Annotated in this window: 16 protein-coding genes and 5 tRNA genes; 12 read left to right on the forward strand and 9 right to left on the reverse strand. The window is 71.5% G+C overall.

Annotated elements, in window-relative coordinates; translation table 11 throughout:
• Window positions 1-10: 10 nt before the first annotated feature.
• From ACIQF6_RS13070 to ACIQF6_RS13105, 8 genes are all read right to left on the reverse strand, one after another.
• Window positions 11-595, reverse strand: coding sequence for a GTP-binding protein (locus ACIQF6_RS13070; RefSeq protein ID WP_400893701.1), 585 nt, complete (start codon window positions 593-595; stop codon window positions 11-13).
• Complete coding sequence (locus ACIQF6_RS13075) at window positions 576-1,220, reverse strand: DUF742 domain-containing protein (RefSeq protein ID WP_400893703.1); 645 nt, start codon at window positions 1,218-1,220, stop codon at window positions 576-578. The genes ACIQF6_RS13070 and ACIQF6_RS13075 overlap by 20 nt, the downstream gene beginning before the upstream one ends.
• 168 nt (window positions 1,221-1,388) lie before the next feature.
• Window positions 1,389-1,802: a roadblock/LC7 domain-containing protein gene (locus ACIQF6_RS13080; protein ID WP_014138208.1), complete on the reverse strand. Its 414-nt coding sequence runs from the start codon at window positions 1,800-1,802 to the stop codon at window positions 1,389-1,391.
• Between the two features lie 10 nt (window positions 1,803-1,812).
• On the reverse strand, window positions 1,813-5,349 hold the full coding sequence (locus ACIQF6_RS13085) for a nitrate- and nitrite sensing domain-containing protein (protein WP_400893705.1): 3,537 nt from the start codon (window positions 5,347-5,349) through the stop codon (window positions 1,813-1,815).
• 321 nt (window positions 5,350-5,670) lie between these two features.
• Window positions 5,671-6,255: a GTP-binding protein gene (locus ACIQF6_RS13090; RefSeq protein WP_400893701.1), complete on the reverse strand. Its 585-nt coding sequence runs from the start codon at window positions 6,253-6,255 to the stop codon at window positions 5,671-5,673.
• A complete protein-coding gene (locus tag ACIQF6_RS13095; RefSeq protein ID WP_400893707.1) occupies window positions 6,236-6,652 on the reverse strand; it encodes a DUF742 domain-containing protein in 417 nt (138 codons plus the stop codon). Before ACIQF6_RS13095 ends, ACIQF6_RS13090 begins: the two co-directional genes overlap by 20 nt.
• Window positions 6,653-6,821: 169 nt before the next feature.
• Complete coding sequence (locus ACIQF6_RS13100; protein WP_097236138.1) at window positions 6,822-7,235, reverse strand: roadblock/LC7 domain-containing protein; 414 nt, start codon at window positions 7,233-7,235, stop codon at window positions 6,822-6,824.
• 13 nt (window positions 7,236-7,248) lie between these two features.
• A complete protein-coding gene (locus ACIQF6_RS13105; protein ID WP_400893709.1) occupies window positions 7,249-11,091 on the reverse strand; it encodes a nitrate- and nitrite sensing domain-containing protein in 3,843 nt (1,280 codons plus the stop codon).
• A gap of 523 nt (window positions 11,092-11,614) precedes the next feature.
• Here ACIQF6_RS13105 and ACIQF6_RS13110 point away from each other — a divergent pair.
• The 8 genes from ACIQF6_RS13110 to ACIQF6_RS13145 all read left to right on the forward strand — a co-directional run bounded on the left by ACIQF6_RS13110 (window position 11,615) and on the right by ACIQF6_RS13145 (window position 14,871).
• Window positions 11,615-11,818 (forward strand): hypothetical protein, encoded by a 204-nt coding sequence (locus ACIQF6_RS13110; RefSeq protein ID WP_400893711.1) that lies wholly within the window; start codon window positions 11,615-11,617, stop codon window positions 11,816-11,818.
• Between the two features lie 103 nt (window positions 11,819-11,921).
• Entirely contained in the window at window positions 11,922-12,719 is a 798-nt protein-coding gene (locus ACIQF6_RS13115; RefSeq protein ID WP_400893713.1) for a fumarylacetoacetate hydrolase family protein, read from the forward strand.
• Complete coding sequence (gltX, locus tag ACIQF6_RS13120) at window positions 12,716-14,233, forward strand: glutamate--tRNA ligase (protein ID WP_400893715.1); 1,518 nt, start codon at window positions 12,716-12,718, stop codon at window positions 14,231-14,233. Before ACIQF6_RS13115 ends, gltX begins: the two co-directional genes overlap by 4 nt.
• A 197-nt stretch (window positions 14,234-14,430) precedes the next feature.
• Window positions 14,431-14,502: transfer RNA gene (locus ACIQF6_RS13125), tRNA-Gln, on the forward strand.
• A gap of 21 nt (window positions 14,503-14,523) precedes the next feature.
• A tRNA-Glu gene (locus ACIQF6_RS13130) sits at window positions 14,524-14,596 on the forward strand.
• 35 nt (window positions 14,597-14,631) lie between these two features.
• A tRNA-Glu gene (locus ACIQF6_RS13135) sits at window positions 14,632-14,704 on the forward strand.
• A 15-nt stretch (window positions 14,705-14,719) separates the two neighbouring features.
• Window positions 14,720-14,792 (forward strand) — tRNA-Glu (locus ACIQF6_RS13140).
• Between the two features lie 4 nt (window positions 14,793-14,796).
• A tRNA-Gln gene (locus ACIQF6_RS13145) sits at window positions 14,797-14,871 on the forward strand.
• Window positions 14,872-15,070: 199 nt separating this feature from the next.
• Here the strand turns inward: ACIQF6_RS13145 and ACIQF6_RS13150 are convergent.
• Window positions 15,071-15,784: an IclR family transcriptional regulator gene (locus ACIQF6_RS13150; protein WP_035866446.1), complete on the reverse strand. Its 714-nt coding sequence runs from the start codon at window positions 15,782-15,784 to the stop codon at window positions 15,071-15,073.
• A 234-nt stretch (window positions 15,785-16,018) separates the two neighbouring features.
• On the opposite strand from ACIQF6_RS13150, the gene leuC reads away from it, so the two are divergent.
• The 4 genes from leuC to ACIQF6_RS13170 all read left to right on the forward strand — a co-directional run bounded on the left by leuC (window position 16,019) and on the right by ACIQF6_RS13170 (window position 19,285).
• The gene (leuC, locus tag ACIQF6_RS13155; RefSeq protein WP_400893718.1) at window positions 16,019-17,458 is read left to right on the forward strand and encodes a 3-isopropylmalate dehydratase large subunit; all 1,440 of its coding nucleotides are present in this window, start codon (window positions 16,019-16,021) and stop codon (window positions 17,456-17,458) included.
• Between the two features lie 3 nt (window positions 17,459-17,461).
• Window positions 17,462-18,058 (forward strand): 3-isopropylmalate dehydratase small subunit, encoded by a 597-nt coding sequence (gene leuD / locus ACIQF6_RS13160; RefSeq protein WP_400893720.1) that lies wholly within the window; start codon window positions 17,462-17,464, stop codon window positions 18,056-18,058.
• Between the two features lie 134 nt (window positions 18,059-18,192).
• Window positions 18,193-18,483 (forward strand): hypothetical protein, encoded by a 291-nt coding sequence (locus tag ACIQF6_RS13165; RefSeq protein ID WP_400893722.1) that lies wholly within the window; start codon window positions 18,193-18,195, stop codon window positions 18,481-18,483.
• 133 nt (window positions 18,484-18,616) lie between these two features.
• On the forward strand, window positions 18,617-19,285 hold the full coding sequence (locus ACIQF6_RS13170; RefSeq protein WP_400893724.1) for an HU family DNA-binding protein: 669 nt from the start codon (window positions 18,617-18,619) through the stop codon (window positions 19,283-19,285).
• Window positions 19,286-19,449: the final 164 nt, after the last annotated feature.

Below are 19,449 nucleotides of genomic sequence, written 5' to 3' on the forward strand. Positions count from 1 at the left end.
GACCGCTTCGTCACCGCAGGCGGGCGAGGAGGGCGTGTTCGACGAGGGTGATGAGGGCGCTCTTGGCGCTGTCCCGGCGTCGGGCGTCGAGGGTGACGATGGGGATGTCGGCGCTGAGCTGGAGGGCTTCGCGGACTTCGTCGGCGGTGTGGGGTTGGTGTCCGTCGAAGCCGTTGAGGGCGACGACGAAGGGGAGTCCGGAGTTCTCGAAGTAGTCGAGGGCGGGGAAGCAGTCGGCGAGGCGTCGGGTGTCGACGAGGACGACGGCGCCGATGGCTCCGCGGACGAGGTCGTCCCACATGAACCAGAAGCGGTCCTGTCCGGGGGTGCCGAACAGGTAGAGGATGAGGTCTTCGTCGAGGGTGATGCGGCCGAAGTCCATGGCGACGGTGGTGGTCGTCTTGCCGGAGACGTGGCTGAGGTCGTCGATGCCGGCGGAGGCCGAGGTCATGACGGCTTCGGTGCGCAGGGGGTTGATTTCGGAGACCGCGCCGACGAGCGTCGTCTTGCCCACGCCGAATCCGCCTGCGACGACGATCTTGGCGGAGGTGGTCGCGCGGCTGGGGGCGGCCGCGTTAGAGCTTGCGAAGTCCACTGAGGACCCTTTCGAGCAGCGTGACGTCGGGCTGGTTGCCGGATTCACCGCCGGCTGCGGGCTGGTGGATGGCGACCAGGCCGGCCTCGGCCAGGTCCGCCACGAGGATGCGGGCCACCCCGAGGGGGAGGCCGAGCAGGGCGGAGATCTCCGCCACCGACTTGACGTCGGAGGCGCACAGCGAGCAGATCCGCTGGTGCTCGGGGAGCAGGGTGGCCATCCGGGCCGGGTCGACCGACGCGGAGACCAGTGCTTCCAGGGCGAGTTCGTAGCGCGGCCGGGTGCGTCCGCCGGTCATGGCGAACGGGCGGATCAGCGGTTCGGCGTCCTCGTGGTCGTCGAACTCGTCGTCCTCATAGGGCTGTTCGACGTGCGGCGCGTGGTAGCGGTGCGGCATGCCGTCGTGCGGGAACGCCTCCGGCCCGGGGTAGGCCTGGCCGTATCCGCCCGGCTGCTGATGCCAGCGCGGGTCGGACTGCGGGGGCAGGTACGACTGGCCACCGTTGTCGAACTGCGGCGCGTACTGCTGCTGCTGACCGTGGCCGACGCCGGGAGCCCCGAAAGCGTCGTGGCCGGAGCCCGCGTACGGGACGCCGAACTGGCCACTGTGGTCGGGCGGTGTCACGGTTCATCTCCTCAAAGGGGTGCGGCGGTGCGTAGCTGGCCGCGTCGCCGGAGGAGCGCCGAGGCCGGTGGTGCGAAGGCCGTACAACGCCCGGTCCCGAGGCCGCCGAAGCGACCTCGGGACGGGCAATGAGGTCTTTCGAATACCAGGACGGTATCCGACGAACCGTCAATGCAGGAGACTGCCCTGGAGTTCAGCCCGCAGAGCGGGCGTCAGGACCGCGCCGGCGCGGTCCACCAGCAGGGCCATTTCGTAGCCCACGAGGCCGATGTCGGAGTCCGGCGAGGCCAGCACCGCGAGCGCGGAGCCGTCGCTGACCGCCATCAGGAACAGGAAGCCCCGCTCCATCTCGACCACCGTCTGGGTCACGTCTCCGCCCTCGAAGATCCGGCTCGCGCCGGAGGTCAGCGAGGTCAGCCCGGACGCGACGGCCGCGAGCTGGTCGGCACGGTCCCGGGGGAAGCCTTCGGACATGCACAGCAGCAGACCGTCGGCGGAGACCACCACCGTGTGGGACACCCCGGGGGTGTTGTCCACGAAGTTGGTGATCAGCCAGTTCAGGTTCTGTGCGGCCTGGCTCATCTGGGTCAACTCAACGCTCCTGCTGGTTCGAGCCGCCGAAGAGATCGGTGCTGCTGTTGTGCGGTCCATCACCGTACGCCCCCTGGTCGGGGTCGATGCGGAAAGTTCCGGTGGTGCCGGAGTCGCCGCCGGCCTGGCGGCCCTGCTCGACGCCGCGGCGCAGGTTGGTCAGGCGGCCGCGGACCTCGTTCGGGTCGCGGGAGACCTGCGGGCCTTCCTGCGGGGTGGGCTTGGCGTTGCCCGGCACCAGATTCTGCCGGGGCACTCGGCGCGGCAGGCCCGAGGAGGTCATTCCGGAGCTGGAGGGCTCGCGGAGCTTCTCCGCGCGCTGCCAGTCGCCGTCGTTGGGCGACTCCCACTCGCTGGGCGCCGCGGTCGGGCCGGTCGGACCGTAGCCGCCGAGCGCCGACACGTCGTGGCCGCGCGACTCGACGGGCGCCGAGGTGTCCTTCGCGCCGGTGAACCAGTTCGGGCTCTCCGTGCCGCCCTGGCCGCCGCCCTGGCCGGCCAGCTGCTGGCCGGGCCGGCGCTGCGGCAGTCCGCTGTCGGTCGTCCCGCCGGCCGGCGGCAGCGCCGGCAGCTCCTCGGCCGGGTACGGGTGCCCGGCGGGCTCCTCGTAGCCGTACTCCTGCTGGTACTCGTCGGCGTACTGCGCCTCCGGGTACTGCTCGTCGGCGTACTGCCCGGCGGCGTACGGCTGCTGGTACTCGTCGCCGTACTGCTGCCCGTCGCCGTACTGCTGTCCGCCGTCGTACTGCCCGCCGTCGTCGTACGGCCGGCCGCCCTGGAACGGGTCGTCCTGGTAGCCGGTCGGCGGGTACGGGGCCCGGTACTGCTCGACGGGCGCGTACGGGTCGTCCTGGTACTGCCCGGCGGACGTGTACTGGTCATGGCCGTAGCCGGTGTCCTGATAGCCGTAGCCGGCGTCCTGGGCGGCCTGCTGCGGCTCGTACGGGGCCGTGAAGGGGTCGGACTCCGGACGGCGGTAGTCGTCCGCGTACGGGGCCTGGTAGCCGTTCTCGGCGGGGGGCTCCTCGGCGCCGTACGGCGACTCCAGGAGCTCTGCCTCCATCGGGACGTCGGCGGCGGCGCTCGGGCCCACCTCCAGGGCGGCCCGGCGACGCTCCTCCAGTCGCTGCGAGCGCTGCATGGACTCCAGCGCGGGGGAGAAACCGCCGTTGCCGGCCGGCAGGCCGGGGGTGGGCAGGTGGTCGTCGAAGCCGAGCTCGGCGGCGGTGCGCTCCGGGCCGTCGAAGGTCCACTCCGCGGGAGTGGGCTCCTGCTCGAAGATCCGCGAGACGGTGAACTCCTCGCCCTGCGGCTCGGGCATCCGGGCCAGCTGGGTGAGCTGCTGGGGCAGCATCACCAGCGAGGTGGTGCCGGCCGATTCGCCGGAGGGGCGCAGCTGCACGCGGATGTCGTGCCGCTGGGACAGCCGGCCGACCACGAACAGGCCCATGCGGCGGGAGATGGTGGCGTCCACGGTGGGCGGCTCGGCGAGCTTCTCGTTGATCTCGGCGAAGTCGTCGGCGGTCAGGCCGATGCCCTTGTCGTGGATCTCGATCAGCACCCGGCCGTCCGGCAGGCCGGTGGCGTTGACCAGCACCCGGGTCTGCGGGGACGAGAACGTGGTGGCGTTCTCCAGCAGCTCGGCGAGCAGGTGGACGAGGTCGGTCACGGCGGGGCCGACCACGTCGGCCTCGGGGATGCCGGCCAGTTCGATGCGCTCGTAGTGCTCCACCTCGGAGGCGGCGGCGCGCAGCACGTCGACCAGCGGGACGGGCGTGTTCCAGCGGCGGCCGGGTTCCTCGCCGGCGAGGACCAGGAGGTTCTCGCCGTTGCGGCGCATGCGGGTGGCCAGGTGGTCCAGCTTGAAGAGGTTCTCCAGCTGGTCCGGGTCGGCCTCGTTGTTCTCCAGGTCGGTGATCAGCGCCAGCTGACGCTGGATCAGGCCCTGGCTGCGGCGCGACAGGTTGGTGAAGATCGCGTTGACGTTGCCCCGCAGCAGCGCCTGCTCGGCGGCCAGCGAGACGGCCTGCTGGTGGACCTGGTCGAAGGCGCGGGCGACCTCGCCGATCTCGTCCTTGCCGTGCAGCGGGATCGGGGCGACCGCGGTGTCGACCCGCTCCGGGTCGGTCTTGGAGAGCTTGTCGACCAGCTCCGGCAGGCGGTGGTTGGCGATGTCCAGCGCGGCGGTGTTCAGGGTCCGCATGCCGAGGATCATCGAGCGGGCGATGTAGCCGGTGAGCAGGCCGGCCAGCACCAGCGAGGCGATCACGATCAGCGCGTTGAGCACCCAGTCGGTGAACGCCCGGTCCTTGATGCTCTGGGCGTCGGCGACGACCTGGTCGAGCAGCTCGCCCTCGGCCGCGCGCAGCGCGCTCATGTGGCTCTTGGTGGCCTGGTCCCACAGCGGGCGGGTCAGGCCGTCGGCGCCGGCCTGGGTGATGATCCTGGCGGCGGCGTCGCGGTCGGAGGCGGCGGTGGCCAGCTGGTTGCCGTAGCTCATGCCGACCGTCAGCAGCGCGCCCATCGAGGGCATGGTGTGGCCGTCCGGCATGCGCAGCGGCAGCCGCTGGTCGGCGGTGGCCTGGGCGACCTCGGCGTCCGAGTAGACCTTCACCTCCTCGTCGCTGGAGGCGGTGTTGAACTCGTCGCGGGCGGTCTGCTCCAGCTTGGCGGCGACCGTCAGCGCCTGCATCAGGTCCTGGCCCTGGTGGCCGTCCACGTTGCCGCCGCCGCTGAGGCCGACCAGCAGGTGGAGCATCAGCGCGCGCTGGGTCGAGGCGGCGGCCTTGGCCAGCGACATCGCGTAGATGGCGCGGCCCTTGGAGGTGACGTTGGAGGAGCCGAAGCCGACCGAGTTGTCCATCGCCAGCAGCGGCGCGTACATCATGGAGTACGCGTTGGTGGTCGCGGTCGCGAACAGTTCCTTCTTGTACGCGTTCTGCCGCAGGTGGGGCAGGAAGACGACCATCGACTCGAACTGGCCGTTGCGGCGGGCGACCGTCGGGTCGTCCTTGATCCTGGAGAAGGCGGAGCGGTACTCGGCCAGGGCCTGGTCGGTCTTGTCCCGGAGCTTCTTCACCTCGCCCTGGTCGCCCTGGCCGGTGAGCAGCGGCACCAGGCTCTCGTCGCGCTCCACCTCCAGCGCGTCGGCCAGCTTGGTCGCGGCGCTCGCCACCTTCGCGACGCGCACCGCGCGGTCGGCGTTGGTGTAGTCGTCCAGCGAGGTGTTGACGCGCAGACCGCCGAAGACCAGCGCGATCACCACGGGGATGACCAGGATGGCGACCAGACGGGTCGGCACCCGCCAGTTCAGCGGGGACAGGAAGTCGGCCCGGCTGCTGCTCGGACGCGGCGCCGGCCGGCCGGCGCCGGGCCGCTCGGCGGACTCGCCGGCTGCGGCGGGGGCGGTGCGCTGAGGCTCGCCGCGGTCCTCGGCCGCCGTGAACGCGGAGAACTGACCGGTGGTCTGGCCGCTTACCGGTTCCTGCGGGCGGGGCTCGGAGCGCCGCTGCGGGGTGACTGGCTGCTTACGCCTCACTCGACAACAACCTCTCGACCGACTGGCGGCCATGGATCTATCCGGCGGCTACCCCCCGACGGGCCGCGACCCGCTCGGATACTACGGGGTAGCTGGAATTCAACACGAGCCGGAGAAGCGGACAAACGGCTGCCCCGCCCCGCACGCCCGGGGCCGAAAGCGGACATTTGCGGCTGAACTTCCGCAAAGGTCTAGGCCATTGGGGCGGACCGGAAGCGGGCGACTACGGACGGTCACAACGGCCCGGCAAATGTCTGTTCGAACTGTTACCGGGGGACGCGAACCACCCTTGGCGCGCGCCCCCCTCCGGGCCTCCGGCCCTCACCGCAGGCGGGCGAGGAGGGCGTGTTCGACGAGGGTGATGAGGGCGCTCTTGGCGCTGTCCCGGCGTCGGGCGTCGAGGGTGACGATGGGGATGTCGGCGCTGAGCTGGAGGGCTTCGCGGACTTCGTCGGCGGTGTGGGGTTGGTGTCCGTCGAAGCCGTTGAGGGCGACGACGAAGGGGAGTCCGGAGTTCTCGAAGTAGTCGAGGGCGGGGAAGCAGTCGGCGAGGCGTCGGGTGTCGACGAGGACGACGGCGCCGATGGCTCCGCGGACGAGGTCGTCCCACATGAACCAGAAGCGGTCCTGTCCGGGGGTGCCGAACAGGTAGAGGATGAGGTCTTCGTCGAGGGTGATGCGGCCGAAGTCCATGGCGACGGTGGTGGTCGTCTTGCCGGAGACGTGGCTGAGGTCGTCGATGCCGGCGGAGGCCGAGGTCATGACGGCTTCGGTGCGCAGGGGGTTGATTTCGGAGACCGCGCCGACGAGCGTCGTCTTGCCCACGCCGAATCCGCCTGCGACGACGATCTTGGCGGAGGTGGTCGCGCGGCTGGGGGCGGCCGCGTTAGAGCTTGCGAAGTCCACTGAGGACCCTTTCGAGCAGCGTGACGTCAGGCGTACCGCCCGACTCGCCCGCCGCGGCGGGCTGGTGGATGGCGACCAGACCGGCTTCCGCCAGGTCTGCGACGAGGATGCGGGCCACCCCGAGGGGGACTCCCGCCAGCGCGGAGATCTCGGCGACCGACTTGACCTCACGGCACAGCGACACGATCCGCTGGTGCTCGGGCAGCAGCGTGCCCGGCGGGTTGGTGCCCGTGCTCGAGATCAGCGCCTCGATGGCGAGCTGGTAGCGCGGCCGGGTGCGTCCGCCGGTCATGGCGTACGGGCGGACCAGCGGCTGCTGCTCGTAGCCGTCCGACTGCTGGCCGCCGTAGCCGTTTCCGTACCCGTTTCCGTATGAGCCGGCGGGTGTCGGGGGCATGCGTCCTCCTTGTGCTGCAGTCGTCCGCGGCCGGAGCCCTGGGCCGGCCGGCTGACCGGATGTCAGCCACCGAACCGCGAAGACTTGGGGGTGGGTGTGCCGGACCCGGGTTCAGCCGGGTCCGGCACGGTGAGGGTGGTGCAGAGGAGTCGAAGGGGCCGACTCGCCGTCAGTGCAGCAGGCTGCCCTGGAGCTCGGCCCGCAGGGCCGGGGTGAGCACCGCGCCGGCCCGGTCGACCAGCAGGGCCATCTCGTAGCCGACCAGGCCGATGTCGGAGTCCGGCGAGGCGAGCACCGCGAGCGCGGAGCCGTCGCTGATCGCCATCAGGAACAGGAAGCCCCGCTCCATCTCCACGACGGTCTGGTTGACCTCGCCGCCCTCGAAGATCCGGCTGGCGCCCGAGGTCAGCGAGGTCAGCCCGGACGCGACGGCCGCGAGCTGGTCGGCGCGGTCCCGGGGGAAGCCTTCGGACATGCACAGCAGCAGACCGTCGGCGGAGACCACCACCGTGTGCGACACCCCGGGGGTGTTGTCCACGAAGTTGGTGATCAGCCAGTTCAGGTTCTGGGCGGCCTGGCTCATCATCTGACTCAACTCAACGCTCCTGGTGCTCGGGGCCGAAGCCGTTGTTGCCATCGGCGTCGAACTGGGCTCCCCGGTGGCCCTCGGACGTGCCGCCGAAGTCGAAGCCCGGCCGCTGCTGCGGCGCGGGACGGCCGGAGCCCGGCTGCTGAGAACCGGCCTGGCGGCCCTGCTGGATGCCGCGGCGCAGGTTGGTCAGCCGGCCGCGCACCTCCTCCGGGCTGCGCGAGACCTGCGGGCCCGTCAGCGGGCTGGCCTCGGCGCTGCCGGAGACCAGGTTGGCCTGCGGGGTGCGACGCGGCAGCCCCGAGGTGGTCAGGCCGTCGGTCTGCGGCTCGCGCATCTGCTCGGCCCGCCGCCAGCGCTCGTCGTTCGCGGACGGCCGCCACGGCGCGTCCGGACCGGGACCGGCCGGCTGCTGGGCCTGCTGCGGCTGCTGGGCCTGCGGCTGCGGGGCCGGCCGCTCGGCCGCCGGACGCTGCGGCATGCCCTGCGGACGCTGCTGCTGCTGGAACTGCTCGGGCTGCGGGAACGGTTCGGCCTGCGGCTGCGGGCGGGCGGCCTGCGGGGCCGGCCGGGCCTGCTGCGGCTGCTCGCCGAACCCGGGCGCGCTGGTGCCGGGCCGCTGCGGCTGGTAGCCGCGGGAGCGGACCTGCTCACGCGCGGGCGCCGGGGCGGCAGCCGACTCGCCGGCCGTCGGCAGCGCCATCGGCTGCGGCCGCTCCGCGAACTGCGGCGGGGCCGAGCGCTCCTGCGGCTGCGGCTGCGGCGCGACCACGGGCATGCCCTGACCCACCGGGTCCGGCAGCACCGGCTCCACCAGGCCCAGGCCCAGCGGGTCGCGCGGGTCGATGTCGGACGCCTCGAACCGCGGCCGGGCGAACCCGCCCGACTGGTCCGCCGGGGCGGCCTCGAGCGGCGCGGCCGGCTGCTGCTGCGGCAGCGGACGGCGCGGCGGCAGCTGCTCGGCGCGGCCGTGCTGGGTCGGCTCCGCGCCCGGACGGCCCTCGAAGCCCGGACGGTTCTCGAACCCGGGGCGCCCCTCGGCCGGACGGCCTTCGAGTCCGGGACGGCCCTCGGCCGGACGGGTCCGCTCCGGACCGCCCTGCGGACCCTGCGGGCCCTGCGGCCGACGCGGGCCGCCCTGCGGCGGCTGCGGAGCCTGCTGGCCCTGCGGCCGGCGCGGCGGAAGCCCGCCCTGGCCGCCCGGCCCGCCCTGCAGGCCCGGGGCGCCGGACGCACCCGGCACCCGCCGCGGCGGCAGCCCGCCACCGGCCGGCGCACCGGCACCCGCACCCGGACCGGCCGGAGCCGACGGGCCGGAGGCGCCCGGCGCCGGGTTGTCGCGCAGCGACTGGCCGACCGAACGGGTCGGCAGACCACCGGTGCGGCCGCCCTGGGCCGGACCGCTGCCGAACGCGCCGCCGGGGCCGAAGCCGCCCTGACCGGGCGCCTCGCTCGGCCCGCGCCGGCTGCCCGTGCCCGCCGGGCCCGAGGGCGCGGACGGGCCGGACGTCGCGCCCGGGGTGAAGAGGTCGGGGCTGCCGCCCATCGGGCCCTGGCCCAGCTGCGGACGGCCGCCCTGGCCGCCGCCGGCCGGCGCCTGGCCGAGCGCGGTGCGCGAGCCGGGCAGGTCGCCCGCGGGGCGGCCCTGCTGACGCGGCGTCGGCGCGACGCCGCGCTGCTGCTGGCGTCCGCCCTGGCCGGCCCCGGCGCCCGCACCGGGCCGGTTGCCGCGCCGCTCGGCGGAGTTGGTGACGTCCACCGGCAGCATGACCAGCGCGGTGGTGCCGCCGGAGTCGGACGGGCGGAGCTGGATCCGGATGCCGTGTCGCAGGGACAGGCGGCCGACCACGAACAGACCCATGCGGCGGGACACCGAGACGTCCACGACCGGCGGGTTGGCCAGGCGCTCGTTGATGTCGGCCAGGTCGTCGGGGGAGAGGCCGATGCCGGTGTCGTGGATCTCGATCAGCACCCGGCCGTCCGGCAGGGCGTGGCCGGTGACCCGGACCCGGGTCTGCGGGGAGGAGAACGAGGTGGCGTTCTCCAGCAGCTCGGCGAGCAGGTGGACGAGGTCGTTGACGACGCGGCCGGCGACCTCGGCGGTGGGCACCGAGGCGAGCTCGATGCGCTCGTACTGCTCCACCTCGGAGGCGGCGGCACGGAGCACGTCGACCAGCGGGACCGGGCGGGTCCACCGGCGTCCGGGGTCTTCACCCGCGAGGACCAGGAGGTTTTCGCCGTTGCGGCGCATACGGGTGGCGAGGTGGTCGAGCTTGAACAGCGACGCTAGCTGGTCCGGGTCGGCCTCGCGGCTCTCCAGCTCGGAGATCAGCGACAGCTGACGCTGGATCAGGCCCTGGCTGCGGCGCGAGAGGTTGGTGAACATCGCGTTGATGTTGCCTCGCAGCAGCGCCTGCTCGGCGGCCAGTCGGACCGCCTCGCGGTGCACCATGTCGAAGGCGTGCGCCACGTGGCCGATCTCGTCGGCGGAGTCGATGCCGACCGGTTCGACGGTGACGTCGACGTCGTGCGGGTCGCTCTCGGAGAGCGTCTTGACCAGCTCGGGCAGGCGGCGCTCGGCGACGTCCTCGGCCGCGGACTGCAGACGGGTCAGCGAGCGCACCATCGAGCGGGCCACCAGGGCGGCGCCGGCGATGGCGACGACGAGCACCAGGGCGACCAGCGAGGCGTTGATGACCGACTCGGTGTCGATGTCCGACTGGAGCGCCTGGGCCTTGCCGTCGAGGACGTTGAGCAGGTTGTTCTCGATGGTCTTCTCGGCGTTGACCTTGGCGGTCGACTTGTCGAACCAGTCCTTGTAGGACGGGTTCTCGGCCTGCCGGATGCCGTTGGTGTTCAGTGCGGCCTTGGCGAACCGGTCGGCCTCGCCGACGACCTGGTTGAGGCTCATGTTGGTGCGCAGCGCGCGGGCCTCGGCCTCGCCGTAGATGGCGGTGAAGTTGGCGAGCGCGTTGTCCTCGGAGCTCATCAGCCGGACGCCGAAGGTCTCGTCGGAGGCCGACATCGACGGGCCGGACGGGTTCGCGAGCGCGGCGCTGATCAGCGCGCGCTGCATCGAGGTGTACTCCTTGGCCGTGGAGAACTGGTACAGCGCACGGGTGGTCTTGATCAGCTCGGTCGAGTTCGAGGTGATCGCGATGTCCTGGGCGGCGCCGATCAGGTCCTTGATGATCACGTCGTAGTTGGTGATCGTGGCCTGGATGTTGTCGGGGCTCTTGAACGCGCCGGTACGGGCCCGGGGCAGCGTGTTGAGGTCCTTGCGGACCTGCAGCAGCAGGGTCTTGGAGCCGGCCAGGTCGAGGTTGTCGAACTTGTCGGCGCTGACGTTGAAGGTCTTCGACAGCGTGTTGGTCTGCTTGTACGCGTCGCTGATCTCGGGGTCGCTGTCGGCGCTGCCGCCGGCGGACAGCGGGCCGGCCGAGACGTCGCGCTCGTACTGCAGGGCGTTGGCCAGGGCGGTGGCGTTGCGGGCGAGTTCGGCCAGGTCGCTCATCTGCGACAGCTGGCGGGAGTTCTCCATCGAGGTCTGCACCCGCAGACCGCCCAGCACCAGCGAGACCACCACGGGCAGGAAGAGCAGCGCGATCAGGCGGGTGCGGATTCGCCAGTTGCGCATGGCGAAGCGGCTCATGCCGGTGGCACGGCGGCGGTTCAGCGTGCCGCGCAGTCTGGAGCGGCGGCTCTGCTTGTCGGCCGGCGCACCGCCGTCCTCCTGCTGGGGCGCGCTCGCGGCACCCGGGGCACTGCTGTCGGCGGCGGCCACGGCGGGGGCGCCGAACGGCCGCTCGCCCTGGCCCGGCGTCGGCGCCGCCTGGTGGGGGCCGGTCACGGGCTCCCGCGACTCCGGCTCACCCGCAGCGCCGTTGCCCTTCTTGAAACGTCCCTGCACTGGCGTCGCAACCTCTGGACCGGGCGCCCTTCCCCGCCGGGCGGAGAGAAGGCGGTGTCGAGTTTTTCCGTGGCATTCCAGCACAGCGGGGGAAGTCCAACAAGGGCCGTTACGACACGGTGTCCAGGGCTACCCACCGCGTGCGGCGACTCACGGTCCGTGTCGCTTCGGGCTCGGAATATGGTCCTTTTCGGACACTCGCCGCAGTCATGTCAAGAAAGAGGAAGATCGGCTTGTGTGGCAAATGTCCGTGATATCCCGAATAGCGGATTTTGCCATTGGTCCGGAATCGTCACTTCCGTGCCCTTTGAACCAGAAATTGTGAGCAAAATCACAGCTGGATGTATAGCTTTGGTCACGGCCGCTGTGGAATGCGCTCCCTAACCTGGCAGGGTTGACCGGAGCCTGCCCAGCGGCGGGCTCGCGCAAAAGTCCGTTCGAGCGAAACAGGGTGCAGACGCAAATGTCCGAGACGACCACGAAGGCCGCCCGTTCCACGGCCAACCCGCGCCGCACCACGCTGGCCTCCGTCGCGGACTTCTCCCAGCTGCCCGGCTTCGGCGCCCGCACGGTCCGCCAGTACGCCGTCGAGCTGCCCACCGCGACCGCCAACCCGCGCCGCACCGTCCTGATGGCCGCACCGGCACCCCGCCTGCCGCAGAGCTGACCTCCGCGCCGATAACCTGGTGGCACAGCCGGGCCCGGCACTGCGGGCTCGGCAACCGCCCGGGAGCGTCCGGGCGGCCGACGAACCGAGAGGTTGCAGGGCTGTGCGTATCGCCAGGTTCTCCGTCCGTGAAGGGAGCCCCGCGGCGGGCTCGGTCTCCTTCGGCGTCATCGAGGGGGACGCCGCACAACCCGACTCGCTGGTGGTGCACACCCTCGCCGGCCACCCCTTCGGCACCCCCCAGCCGACCGGGGAGACCCACCGGCTGCAGGACGTCCGGCTGCTGGCCCCGATGCTGCCCAGCAAGATCGTGGCGGTCGGCCGCAACTACGCCGACCACGCCGCCGAACTGGGCAACGAGGTCCCGGCCGTGCCGCTGACCTTCTTCAAGCCCTCCACCGCCGTCATCGGCCCCACCGAGTCCATCGCCTACCCGCCGTTCTCCTCGGACGTCCAGTACGAGGCCGAACTCGCCGTGGTGATCGGCCGGATGTGCCGCGAAGTGCCGCTCGACCGGGTGCCCGAAGTGATCTTCGGCTACACCTGCGCCAACGACGTCACCGCGCGCGACGTGCAGCAGCGCGAAGGCCAGTGGGCCCGCGCCAAGGGCTTCGACACCTCCTGCCCGCTCGGCCCGTGGATCGAGACCGACCTCGACCCCGCCGACCTGGCCGTCACCTGCACCGTCAACGGAGAGCTGCGGCAAGCCGGCCGCACCTCCCAGATGGCCCGCTCGGTGGCCGAACTGGTCGCGCACATCTCCGAAGCGATGACCCTGCTCCCGGGCGACGTCATCCTCACCGGCACCCCCGCGGGTGTCGGCCCCCTGAACATCGGCGACGAGGTCGCCGTCTCCGTCGAAGGCATCGGCACCCTCGCCAACAAGGTCGTCAAGCGATGAAGGATGCAGTAACCGTGGCTGACAAGAACCCCGACGTCCGGGTCCGCTTCTGCCCGTCCCCGACCGGAAACCCGCACGTCGGCCTGGTCCGTACGGCGCTCTTCAACTGGGCCTACGCCCGCCACAACGGCGGCACCCTGGTCTTCCGGATCGAGGACACCGACGCCGCCCGCGACTCCGAGGAGTCCTACAACCAGCTGCTCGACGCCATGCGCTGGCTCGGCTTCGACTGGGACGAGGGCCCCGAGGTCGGCGGCCCGCACACCCCCTACCGCCAGTCGCAGCGGATGGACATCTACGCGGACGTCGCGCGCCGCCTCCACGAGGCCGGCCACGCCTACCCCTGCTACTGCACCACCGAGGAGCTGGACGCCCGCCGCGAGGCCGCCCGCGCCGCCGGCAAGCCCTCCGGCTACGACGGCCACTGCCGCGACCTGACGGCCGACCGGATCGCCGTGTACGAGCAGGAGGGCCGCGCGTCGATCCTCCGCTTCCGGATGCCCGACACCACGCTGACCTTCGACGACCTGGTCCGCGGCCCGATCTCCTTCGACCCGAAGGACGTCCCCGACTACGGCATCGTCCGGGCCAACGGCGCCCCGCTGTACACCCTGGTCAACCCGGTCGACGACGCCCTGATGGAGATCACCCACGTGCTCCGCGGCGAGGACCTGCTCTCCTCGACGCCCCGTCAGATCGCGCTCTACGCCGCCCTCGCGGACATCGGCGTCGGCAACGGCACCACCCCGCGCTTCGGCCACCTGCCGTACGTGATGGGCGAGGGCAACAAGAAGCTCTCCAAGCGCGACCCGCAGGCCTCGCTCAACCTCTACCGCGAGCGCGGCTTCCTCCCCGAGGGCCTGCTCAACTACCTGGCCCTGCTGGGCTGGTCGCTCTCCGACGACCGCGACATCTTCGACATCGACGAGATGGTCGCCGCGTTCGACATCGACGACGTCAACGCCAACCCGGCCCGCTTCGACCTCAAGAAGGCCGAGCACCTCAACGCCGAGCACGTCCGCCGCCTCGCCCCCGCGGAGTTCGTCGAGCGCCTGGTGCCCTACCTCCAGGCCGCCGAGCTGCTCCCGGCCGAGCCGACCGCCGAGCAGCTCGACCTGCTCGCCAAGGTCGCGCCGCTCACCCAGGAGCGGATGGTCGTCCTCTCCGAGATCGTCACGATGGCCGGCTTCCTGTTCGTCTCCCCGGCCGACTTCGCGGTCGACCCCGAGGACGGCGCGAAGGTGCTCACCGCGGACGCCCGCCCGGTCATCGAGGCCTCCGTCAAGGCGCTCACCGAGCTGACGGACTTCACCCCCGACCCGATCCAGGCCGCGCTGCGCGAGGCCCTGGTCGACGGCCTCGGCATCAAGCCCAAGTTCGCCTTCACCCCGCTGCGCGTCGCGGTGACCGGCCGCCGGGTCTCCCCGCCGCTGTTCGAGTCCATGGAGCTGCTGGGCCGCGAGGAGACGCTGCGCCGCCTGCTCGCCGCCCTGGAGCTGCTCCCGGCCTCCTGAGCCCCCCTGCGGCCCTCCGGGGCCGCCTCCGACCCCTCGCGGGCCAGGTCCCTGACCTGGCCCGCAGGTGTCCGGGGCACTGCCTGCGGTTATCGATTTTGGAGCCGGGCGGGGCGTCGGGTAATGTTCTTTCTGCGCCGCCCGGGCAGGGAGGCGCAAGACACCGAGGAAGATCCCCGCAGGGGGTTGAACTCTGGTGGGGTATGGTGTAATTGGCAGCACGACTGATTCTGGTTCAGTTAGTCTAGGTTCGAGTCCTGGTACCCCAGCGCAGCACGCAAGTGACGCAAGCCCCCGTTGTGTAGCGGCCTAGCACGCCGCCCTCTCAAGGCGGTAGCGCCGGTTCGAATCCGGTCGGGGGTACGCAATTCTTGACAATTGCAGAATGAATGAGACAAGCCCCCGTTGTGTAGCGGCCTAGCACGCCGCCCTCTCAAGGCGGTAGCGCCGGTTCGAATCCGGTCGGGGGTACTCATTCAAGCTAGGGCCCCCGTTGTGTAGCGGCCTAGCACGCCGCCCTCTCAAGGCGGTAGCGCCGGTTCGAATCCGGTCGGGGGTACTTTTGGGGTATGGTGTAATTGGCAGCACGAGTGATTCTGGTTCATTTAGTCTAGGTTCGAGTCCTGGTACCCCAGCCAAACGCTCAAGAAGAAACAAGCTCCGGGCAACCGGGGCTTTTTTGCGTTCCCGGGCCGTTCCGTCCGAGCACCCGTCAGCCCGCGCGGGCCACCGCAGGACCGGCTCCCCCGCGCTCCGCTGAGCCCGCGTCAACTGCCCGGCCGTGAGAACGCGGACGCCCCCGGCCGATGGCCGGGGGCGCGTGGCGGTGGGGGCGGGTCAGCTGCGGCGGAGCGCCTCGGTCAGGCGGTTGGCCGCCTCGATGATGGCCTGGGCGTGGAGGCGGCCCGGGTGGCGGGTCAGGCGCTCGATGGGGCCGGAGACCGAGACCGCGGCGACGACGCGGTTGGAGGGGCCGCGGACGGGGGCGGAGACGGAGGCGACGCCGGGTTCGCGTTCGCCGATGGACTGGGCCCAGCCGCGGCGGCGGACGCCGCTGAGCGCGGTGGCGGTGAAGCGGGCGCCCTGGAGACCGCGGTGGAGGCGCTCGGGCTCCTCCCAGGCGAGCAGCACCTGGGCGGCGGAGCCGGCCTTCATCGGGAGGGTGGAGCCGACCGGGACGGTGTCGCGCAGACCCGAGAGGCGCTCGGCGGCGGCCACGCAGATCCGCATCTCGCCCTGGCGACGGTAGAGCTGGGCGCTCTCGCCCGTCACGTCGCGCAGATGCGTGAGTACCGGGCCGGCCGCGGCGAGGAGGCGGTCCTCCCCTGCGGCGGCGGAGAGTTCGGCGAGCCGGGGGCCGAGAATGAAACGACCCTGCATGTCCCTGGTGACCAGGCGGTGGTGTTCGAGTGCGACGGCGAGTCGGTGGGCGGTGGGCCGGGCCAGACCGGTGGCGGCGACCAGCCCCGCCAGCGTGGCGGGGCCCGACTCCAGTGCACTCAGCACCAGAGCGGCCTTGTCGAGAACGCCGACGCCGCTAGTGTTGTCCATGTCTCGATACTGCAGTCTCAATCAGCGAGACGCAAGTTCAATCTTTCGAGAAAACCGCCACTCTGGAGTCAGCAGCCCGGGAGAACACCCAGCGCGGAGCCGTCACCACGGTGTCCGCATGCTGGACGGTCCGGCGTGCGGGTCACGATGCCGAGCGAGCCTCACAGGGCGGCACGGGACAAGACCTCGACGATCACGAGAAGGCCGGCAACGCGGCCGGCTGGAGGGAATCCGATGGGACGGACACTCGCAGAGAAGGTCTGGGACGACCACGTCGTCCGGCGCGCCGAGGGCGAGCCCGACCTGCTCTACATCGACCTGCACCTGCTGCACGAGGTGACCAGCCCGCAGGCGTTCGACGGCCTCCGGCTGGCCGGCCGCCCGGTGCGGCGCACCGATCTGACGATCGCCACCGAGGACCACAACACCCCGACCCTCGACATCGACAAGCCGATCGCCGACCCGGTCTCCCGGGTCCAGCTGGAGACGCTGCGCAAGAACGCCGAGGAGTTCGGCGTGCGCATCCACTCGCTGGGCGACATCGAGCAGGGCGTCGTCCACGTGGTCGGCCCGCAGCTGGGCCTGACCCAGCCGGGCATGACCGTGGTCTGCGGCGACTCCCACACCTCCACCCACGGCGCCTTCGGCGCACTGGCGTTCGGCATCGGCACCAGCCAGGTCGAGCACGTGCTGGCCACCCAGACGCTGCCGCTGGCCCCGTTCAGGACCATGGCGATCACCGTCGAGGGCGAGCTGCCCGAGGGCGTCACCGCCAAGGACCTGATCCTGGCCGTGATCGCCAAGATCGGTACCGGCGGCGGCCAGGGCTACGTCCTGGAGTACCGCGGCTCGGCGATCCGCAGCCTCTCCATGGAGGCCCGGATGACGATCTGCAACATGTCCATCGAGGCGGGCGCCCGGGCCGGCATGATCGCCCCGGACCGCACCACCTTCGACTACCTGCAGGGCCGCCCGCACGCCCCGCAGGGCGCGGACTGGGACGCCGCGGTCGCCTACTGGGAGACCCTGGCCACCGACGAGGACGCGGTGTTCGACGCCGAGGTGCTCATCGACGCCACCGAGCTGACCCCGTTCGTCACCTGGGGCACCAACCCCGGCCAGGGCGCGCCGCTGGGCGCCGACGTGCCGAACCCGGCCGACTTCGAGGACCCGCAGGAGCGGATCGCCGCCGAGAACGCCCTGAAGTACATGGGCCTGGAGGCCGGCACCCCGCTGCGCGAGGTCAAGGTCGACGCGGTCTTCGTCGGCTCCTGCACCAACGGCCGGATCGAGGACCTGCGCGCCGCCGCCGCGGTTCTGGAGGGTCGTCAGATCGCCGACAGCGTGCGGATGCTGGTGGTTCCGGGCTCGGTCCGGGTCGCCCTGCAGGCCGTCGAGGAAGGCCTGGACAAGGTGTTCACCGCCGCGGGCGCCGAGTGGCGGCACGCCGGCTGCTCGATGTGCCTGGGCATGAACCCCGACCAGCTGGCCCCGGGCGAGCGCTGCGCGTCCACCTCGAACCGCAACTTCGAGGGCCGCCAGGGCAAGGGCGGTCGCACCCACCTGGTGTCGCCCCAGGTCGCCGCCGCCACCGCGCTGCTGGGCCGACTGGCCTCCCCTTCCGATCTGACTGCGTCGTCCGACCTGTCGAACAACGTCGCCGTGGAGGCCTGAGCCATGGAGAAGTTCACCACCCACACCGGCCGCGCCGTCCCGCTGCGCCGCTCCAACGTGGACACCGACCAGATCATCCCGGCGCACTGGCTGAAGAAGGTCACCCGTTCCGGCTTCGAGGACGGCCTGTTCGAGGCCTGGCGCAAGGACGAGGAGTTCGTCCTCAACCGCCCCGAGCGCCAGGGCGCCACGGTGCTGGTGGCCGGCCCCGAGTTCGGCACCGGCTCGTCCCGCGAGCACGCCGTCTGGGCGCTGCAGAACTACGGCTTCCAGGCCGTCGTCTCGTCCCGGTTCGCCGACATCTTCCGCGGCAACTCGCTGAAGAACGGCCTGCTGACGGTGGTGCTGCCGCAGGAGACCGTGGAGCGCCTCTGGGAGTTGACGGAGGCCGACCCGACCGCGGAGATCACCGTCGACCTGGAGGCCCGCGAGGTCCGCGCCGAGGGCGTCACGGCCCCGTTCGAGCTGGACGACAACGTGCGCTGGCGGCTGCTGAACGGTCTGGACGACATCAGCATCACGCTGCAGAACGAGGCCGATGTCGCCGCGTTCGAAGCGAAGCGACCGGCCTTCAAGCCGCGCACCCTCCCGGTCGTCTGAGTGACGGCATTCTGACGGTCCGACAACAAGACCCGCCCCCCTCCGGGGCGGGTCTTCGTTGTTCGCAGGGGAGTTCGTCAGCCGGGAATAGACCCTGGTTCAGCGCAACTGCGCACAGATGGCACAATCGTTGCATGCACCACAACCCCGAACCGCCGTACCCGGGTGGCGAACCCGCGTCTGCGGAGGATCGGGACGGTGCTGCCGACTCGGAAGTCACCCTGCTCCACGCACTGGTGGCCGAGCGGTTGAAGCAAGCCCACGCCCGCGTTCACGCGCTGAACGTGTCGACGGACGCAAAGACCGCTCTCACCCGACAACTGCTGATCGTCACCGAGACCGCCAAGCGTGATCTCCCGGAGGCGGCACGGCGGTTGAGTCGCTTTGTGCAGGACCTCGACGAGGGGCGGATGCCTCCCCGGTGAGCACCTCCATGCGCAAATATGTTGCGACACTAGGGTGATTCACGCGTTTGGTAATTGAAAGTCCGCAGATACATACCTAACGTGCGAAAAGAACGGATGGAATCATCCGGCGCCCGTTTCCGAAGGGGAAGACGTGAACAAGGCTCAGCTTGTCGAAGCGGTGGCCGAGCAGCTGGGCGGTCGCAAGGCTGCCGCAGAGGCCGTCGACGCAGTGCTCGACACCATGGTGCGTGCCGTCGTGGCGGGTGACCGGGTGTCGGTCACCGGCTTCGGCACCTTCGAGAAGGTGGAGCGCTCGGCGCGCTTCGCCCGCAACCCGCAGACCGGTGAGCGGGTCAAGGTCAAGAAGACCGCTGTGCCGCGGTTCCGCCCGGGCCAGGGCTTCAAGGACCTCGTCTCCGGCAGCAAGAAGCTGCCGAAGGACGGCCCGTCCGTCAAGAAGGCCCCCAAGGGCTCGCTGACCCCGGGCAAGTCCGGTGTCGCCGCCACCCCGGCCGCCAAGCGCGCCGCCACCAAGCGCGCCGCCGCCGCTGCTGCCGCCCCGGCGACCAAGAAGACCGCCGCCAAGAAGGCCACCACCGCCAAGGCCACCACCGCCAAGACCGCCGCGGCCAAGAAGACCGCGACCACGGCGGCGAAGAAGGCCACCGCGGTGAAGAAGGCCACCACCACCAAGACCACCGCGGCGAAGAAGGCCACCACCGCGGCCGCGACCAAGAAGGCCGCCGCCGCCAAGAAGACCGCTCCGGCGAAGAAGACCACCGCGCGCAAGACCACGGCGCGCAAGTCCACCGCCAAGTAGTCGTACCGAGCCCGGTGCCGGATCAGCCGGCGCCGGGGCGGCCAGGCCGTGACGGCCCCACGCCAGGGAACCCGGACCTCCGGGGCCCCGGACCGGGGCCGTCGCGGCCTTTTCGCGTCCGTGAGGGGCCGCGAGGGGCGGCGAGCGTCGGTGAGGGGCGCCGC

Origin of the sequence: Kitasatospora sp. NPDC092948 (assembly GCF_044754805.1) — a bacterium.
Classification (GTDB): domain Bacteria; phylum Actinomycetota; class Actinomycetes; order Streptomycetales; family Streptomycetaceae; genus Kitasatospora.